This is a genomic window from Rhodococcus sp. EPR-157 (genome assembly GCF_001647195.1).
In the GTDB taxonomy this organism is placed as follows: Bacteria; Actinomycetota; Actinomycetes; order Mycobacteriales; family Mycobacteriaceae; genus Rhodococcoides.
The window spans coordinates 1-5,537 of sequence record NZ_LVCV01000043.1 but is presented as its reverse complement, the minus strand read 5'-3'; the positions used below and the strand labels follow the sequence as shown (position 1 = coordinate 5,537).

Below are 5,537 nucleotides of genomic sequence, written 5' to 3'. Positions count from 1 at the left end.
ACCACCGACGCTCCTCGGGTCGACCCGTCCTCGGTGACGGTAGACGTCGCGAACGACAGTGGGATCGACGGTTTGGCCAGCGGCGTGGCCGATTCGCTCGGCGCACTCGGGTACACCGGCGGAACCGTCGGCAACTACGAGGGAACGTCGGTGTCCACGACGACGATTCAGGCGGCCGACCCGGACAGCGACGCGGCGAAGGCGGTTGCTGCTGCGCTCGGCGGCGTCGAAGTGAGCGCCGACGAGACTCTGGCGGGCAATACCGTTCGAGTCGTACTCGCCGCCGACTATTCAGGCCCGGGTGTCGACGGCGCGCCGGCCGCGACCACCACACCCGAACTCGTGGCGTCCGGCGGCGAGTCACCGGCTCCTCCGATCGACGCAGGTTCGACCGGTCCCGCCTGCGTCAACTGATCGCCCCCGTGCTCGTTCGATAGGGTTCGGGTCGTGGCTTCCACTTTGACGCAGGAACTGCTCGATCCGATTCTGGCAACCGATCCGGCCGGTCCCCGAGTGACGTACTACGACGACGACACCGGTGAACGGGTCGAGGTGTCGACCGTGACGCTTGCCAATTGGGCGGCCAAGACCGCCAACCTGCTGCGCGACGAACTCGGGCTCGAGCCTGGCGCTCGCGTCAGCGTGCTTCTGCCTGCGCATTGGCAGACGGCCGCGGTTCTGCTCGGTGCTTGGTGGGCCGGGGCGGAGGTGGTGCTCGGCGCCGACGAAACCGCCGATCTCGCGCTGGTGCACGGAAGCCGCATCGACGAGGCAGGAGACGTTCCGGAGATTCTCGCGCTGTCTCTCGATGCGTTCGGAAAGCCGGTACCGGATCTGCCCGTGGGCGTCACCGACTACGCGACCTCCGTCCGAGTACACGCCGACCAGTTCAGGCCGTCCGGACACCAGGCAGCGCTGGAAGGACGATCCGTCGACGAGGTCCTGGCTTCGGCACGTGTGCGCGCCGAGGCTCACTCGCTCGTCGTCGGCGATCGGGTGCTGTCCTCGTTGCCGTGGACCACCGCCGAGGAGCTCGTAGACGGATTGTTGTCCGTGCTGGTCGCCGGTGGATCACTCGTTCAAGTTGCGGATCCCGACGCGAGCAGAATGGAACGGCGAATCGTCACCGAGAAGGTCACGAAAACCCTCGGCTAGTTCGTGTATCCGCCGTCGTCGAGACCGGCTTCGATCTCGTACCGATTCCGTGCGCCGGGTCGGCGGCTTTCCTCGACTAGGTAGCGCACTGCGAAGAGGAGTCCGTAGCGCGCCCACTGATCGGCATGAACAGCTTCGTGACGGAGGACGGCACGGGACACGTTCTTCCCGGTGAGATAGACGCCGCCGATCGTCGTCCCACCGCGACCGAATCCGCTGCGCATACCGGACGCGACGTACAACCGGACCTCGGGATCGAACGCGATGTCGGCCCTCCACAGCCGGGCGTAGAGCAGCGCGCTGTACGTCACCAGAATCGCCTGGAATCTGCCTCGCGCGGCGCTCTGGACCCGTGTGCGCATAGTTGGTCTCCGTTGTCACCGCGCGCTCAGCGTGGATGCACTAGCCCAGCAGCTTCGCGCGAAGCGCTGCGTCCTTTTCCAACACCATCGACTCCAAGCTTGCCTGAAAACTCGTCATCTGTTCTCGCAGGCCCGCGTCGGATGCGCCGAGGATTCGTACGGCGAGCAGTCCGGCATTGCGGGCGCCGCCGATCGACACAGTTGCCACCGGTACGCCCGCGGGCATCTGGACGATCGACAGCAGCGAGTCCATCCCGTCGAGGTACTTCAGCGGAACCGGTACGCCGATGACCGGCAACGGCGTCGCCGACGCCACCATGCCCGGCAGATGGGCTGCTCCCCCGGCCCCCGCGATGATCACCTGCAGGCCGCGCTCGGCTGCTCCGGCCGCATAGTCGAGCATTCGCTGTGGTGTTCGGTGCGCCGAGACGACCCCGACCTCGAAACGCACACCGAACTCGGCGAGCGCCTCGGCCGCTGCTTCCATGGTCGGCCAATCGGAATCACTTCCCATGATCAGGCCGACCTGGGGTCCTTGCTTCCCTGCCCGCGCTTCTCTCATGCGTGTGGATCCCATCCGTCGGTCCATTCTGCGTGCGACATCCAATGCGCCGCGCGCTCTGCCTTCTCTCTGACTGCGGCGACATAAGCGCCGTCGGCAGAGCTGCCGGCCCCACCGAGCACGTTGACGTGACCGATCTTGCGGTCCTTGCGCTCCCCCTTGCCGTAGAGGTGCACCTTGGCATCGGGCATTCGTGCGAAGAGGTGGTGCAGACGCTCGTCCATGCTCATGGTCGGCGCCTCGGCCGCACCGAGAATGTTCGCCATCACGGTCACCGGCGCCAATGGAGTCGTGTCGCCGAGCGGATAGTCCAGCACCGCGCGCAGATGCTGCTCGAACTGTGACGTCCGGCACCCGTCCATCGTCCAGTGACCGGAGTTGTGTGGGCGCATGGCTAGTTCGTTGACGAGAATCCTGCCGTCGTTCGTCTCGAACAGTTCGACCGCCATGGAGCCGACTACGCCGAGCTCCGCAGCGAGTGAGAGCGCCATCCGCTCGGCGTCGATTGCCGTGTCCTCGTCCAGCGACGGTGCCGGCGCGATCACGACAGCACACTGGCCGTCACGCTGCACGGTTTCGACGACGGGCCACGCCGCGCCCTGACCGAACGGTGAGCGCCCGACCATGGCCGACAGCTCTCGCCGCAGGTCGATCTTCTCCTCGACCATCAGCGGAACTCCGCGATCGAGTTCACGGCGGACGATGTCCTCCGCCTCGTCGGCGTCGTTCGGCATCCACACGCCTCGACCGTCGTAGCCGCCACGGATCGACTTCACGACGACGGGCCAGCCATGGTCGTCGCCGAACTTGGTGACGTCGCCCACCCAGGTGACCTCTGCGAAATCGGGTATCGGAATCTCGAGCTCGGCGAGCTTGCGGCGCATACGCAGCTTGTCCTGCGCGAAAATCAACGCGCTCGGCGGTGGCTGCACGTTGACGCCCTCGGCGACAAGGGCCTCCAGGTGCTCGGTCGGCACGTGTTCGTGGTCGAACGTGACGGCATTGGACCCGGTTGCCACCGTGCGCAACGCGTTCAGATCGTCATGATGCCCGAGCACGACGTCGGCACTGACCTGCGCTGCAGGCTCGTCGGCGCCCGCCGACAGCACACGCAGCGTCTGGCCGAGAGCGATCGCGGCCTGATGCGTCATACGGGCGAGCTGACCGCCCCCGATCATCGCAACGACGGGCGTCCCGCTCGTCGCGGTACGTGGCGTACTCGGCCGCGGCGGGTTGTCTGCACCGGAAGAGGATTGTGGACCAGTCACGGCTTCATATCGTGTCATGCGTGGCCGCTTCGGCAGCCGCCAGTACCCGTGCCGCCCGTCCCGGACTGAGAGAAAGCTGATGATCTGCGTGGCGGTTCGTCAATTGCACCAACGTTTCGTAGACTTCTCCGTTGTGCCCTCGATCGACAGCGTGATCCATCGCCTCCCCGGCCCGATTCGGGAGCTGGCGATTCGTCATAGCGAACTGATCAAGTTTGCCATCGTAGGTGGCACGACGATGATCTTCGACCTCGCGATCTTCTATTCGCTCAGCCTCACCATCCTCGAGCCCAAGCCCGTCGTCGCGAAGATCATCTCCGGCGTGATGGCCACGATCTTGAGCTACATCCTCAACCGTGAGTGGGCGTTCAAGAACCGTGGCGGGCGTGAACGGCACCACGAGGCGCTGTTGTTCTTCACGATCAGCGGCATCGGTGTGATCCTCGCCGCAGCTCCGCTGTTCATCGCGAACAACATTTTCGATATTCGTGAGGGCCACACCAGTCTGACGATGCTGGTGATCGTGGACTTCGTCCTGAACTACATCATCGGCAACCTGATGCAGATGGCGTTTCGATTCTGGGCCCTGCGCAAGTTCGCTTTTCCCGACGAAAACGCACGCGGCGCCGCAGCAGGTTCGACCGACTTCGACCCGACCGAGTCCGAAGTGGCCGAAGAGCAGCTGGGACACAGCTAGCGCGGTTCCCTCGTCCGAGGTGAAAAAGTGCCCGTGTGACGAACTGCGGGTAGAAACACCGAGAACATGGCTGGGCGACGCCGCTGCAACTCCAGGCGGCCACCGTCCGCTTCGACGAGAGCGCGGGCCAGAGCCAGGCCGACGCCGGTGGATCCGGCGCCGGAAAATCCGCGATCGAAAATATGGGGCGCCAACTCGTTGCTCACTCCCGCGCCCTCGTCCGATACCTCGACGCAGGCCAGTGGCTCGCGCCGGCGCTCCGCAGTGTCGAGGGCAGGCACCAGACGCACCGAGACCGTGCAGGTGCCACCTCCGTGCATCAGCGCGTTGTCGACGAGTACCGATACCGCCTCACGCAGCCGTGAACCCGTGACCGAGGCAGTGACTGCACTGTCCCCCTTGAGTACGAGTTGGCGGTCGACGTCCTCGAAGTTGCGCTGCCACTCGGAGATCAATCCCGCCAGCTCGGCCACCACGGGCACCTCCTCGGCACCGGCGGATCCGTCGCTTCGGGACGACCTGACCAATTCGTCGATGGCCAGCGTCAGCCGGTCGACCTGCGCCATCGCCTCGTCTGCCTCTCCGACGACGTCGGGGTCCGGATGCGTGGACAGCTCGTCCAAGCGGAGCCGAACAGCTGTGAGACGACTGCGAAGCTGATGCGATACGTCCGCGACGAGAGTGTGCTCACGTTGCAGCCGGCCGGCGATCTCGACCGTCGCCGAGTCCAGGACCTCGGACACCCGGTCCAGTTCGGCAATTCCGTGCCGTGTCGGATCGGGTCGGAAGTCGCCTTCGGCAAGCCGAGCCGCTCGTCGGGCGACATCCTGGAGTGGATCGGCCAACCGTTTGGCAGTCAGAACTGCCACCGCGGTTCCCGCAAGAATGGCAGCGAGCACGACGAGGCCCACAGCACCCACGGCCTGACGCTGCAGCGAGCGCATGTCGTCGGACGGCACTTCGAGACGCAGCGAGCCCGACGTCCCCATGGACAACGACTCCACCAGCGGTTGCGGAACGAAGGGTTCGCCGATATCGACGCGAGACGCCGCGTCCTGCGGCGTCGGAAAGACGACGACGAGCCGACCCGACTGCGGGATGGCCAGCCTCAGCGAACCTATGTCGAGATCGCCGATGACCATCCCCATCTCGCCCTCCTGCGAGAGGATTTCCGACGCCATGCGATCGAGTCGACGCTGCAGATCGTCCCTCGTGAAGTCTTCGACCCACAACCACGCGGTGTACATCAGCGGAAGGCCGAGAAGGAGCGCGGTGAGGATCACCACGGCAAGAATCGACTGGAGAATGCGGCGGCGCATCGTCGCCCTCAGTCGCTGTTGATCCGGAACCCGACTCCCCGGACCGTGGCGATCCGACGCTCGGCGACCGACCCTTCGTCGCCGATCTTTCGGCGAAGCCACGACATGTGCATGTCGAGTGTCTTGGATCCTCGCAGTTCTGCGTCACCCCACACCTCGCGGAGGATGGTGTCG

The 5,537-nt window shown here is 65.4% G+C and carries 8 protein-coding genes; 3 read left to right on the top strand and 5 right to left on the bottom strand.

Features of this window, described 5'->3' with window-relative positions; translation table 11 throughout:
* Both A2J03_RS01885 and A2J03_RS01880 read left to right on the top strand, forming a co-directional pair.
* The coding region (locus A2J03_RS01885) for a LytR C-terminal domain-containing protein (protein ID WP_197480570.1) at positions 1-414 on the top strand (414 nt) is incomplete at its 5' end.
* Between the two features lie 33 nt (positions 415-447).
* Complete coding sequence (locus A2J03_RS01880) at positions 448-1,155, top strand: TIGR03089 family protein (RefSeq protein ID WP_068368967.1); 708 nt, start codon at positions 448-450, stop codon at positions 1,153-1,155.
* Here A2J03_RS01880 and A2J03_RS01875 read toward each other — a convergent pair.
* Genes A2J03_RS01875 through A2J03_RS01865 form a run of 3 tightly spaced genes read right to left on the bottom strand, consistent with a single transcriptional unit; the run spans position 1,152 to position 3,365 of the window.
* Positions 1,152-1,517 (bottom strand): hypothetical protein, encoded by a 366-nt coding sequence (locus A2J03_RS01875; RefSeq protein ID WP_197480569.1) that lies wholly within the window; start codon positions 1,515-1,517, stop codon positions 1,152-1,154. The two genes, A2J03_RS01880 and A2J03_RS01875, sit on opposite strands and share 4 nt — an antisense overlap.
* 40 nt (positions 1,518-1,557) lie before the next feature.
* Complete coding sequence (purE, locus tag A2J03_RS01870) at positions 1,558-2,079, bottom strand: 5-(carboxyamino)imidazole ribonucleotide mutase (protein WP_156520142.1); 522 nt, start codon at positions 2,077-2,079, stop codon at positions 1,558-1,560.
* Complete coding sequence (locus A2J03_RS01865) at positions 2,076-3,365, bottom strand: 5-(carboxyamino)imidazole ribonucleotide synthase (RefSeq protein WP_156520141.1); 1,290 nt, start codon at positions 3,363-3,365, stop codon at positions 2,076-2,078. The genes purE and A2J03_RS01865 overlap by 4 nt, the downstream gene beginning before the upstream one ends.
* 115 nt (positions 3,366-3,480) lie before the next feature.
* On the opposite strand from A2J03_RS01865, the gene A2J03_RS01860 reads away from it, so the two are divergent.
* Positions 3,481-4,044: a GtrA family protein gene (locus A2J03_RS01860; RefSeq protein WP_068368962.1), complete on the top strand. Its 564-nt coding sequence runs from the start codon at positions 3,481-3,483 to the stop codon at positions 4,042-4,044.
* On the opposite strand, the gene A2J03_RS01855 is transcribed toward A2J03_RS01860, so the two are convergent.
* On the bottom strand, positions 4,041-5,363 hold the full coding sequence (locus A2J03_RS01855) for a sensor histidine kinase (RefSeq protein ID WP_068368959.1): 1,323 nt from the start codon (positions 5,361-5,363) through the stop codon (positions 4,041-4,043). The two genes, A2J03_RS01860 and A2J03_RS01855, sit on opposite strands and share 4 nt — an antisense overlap.
* Before the next feature lie 8 nt (positions 5,364-5,371).
* A partial coding sequence (locus A2J03_RS01850; RefSeq protein WP_197480568.1) for a winged helix-turn-helix domain-containing protein occupies positions 5,372-5,537 on the bottom strand: 166 nt, incomplete at its 5' end.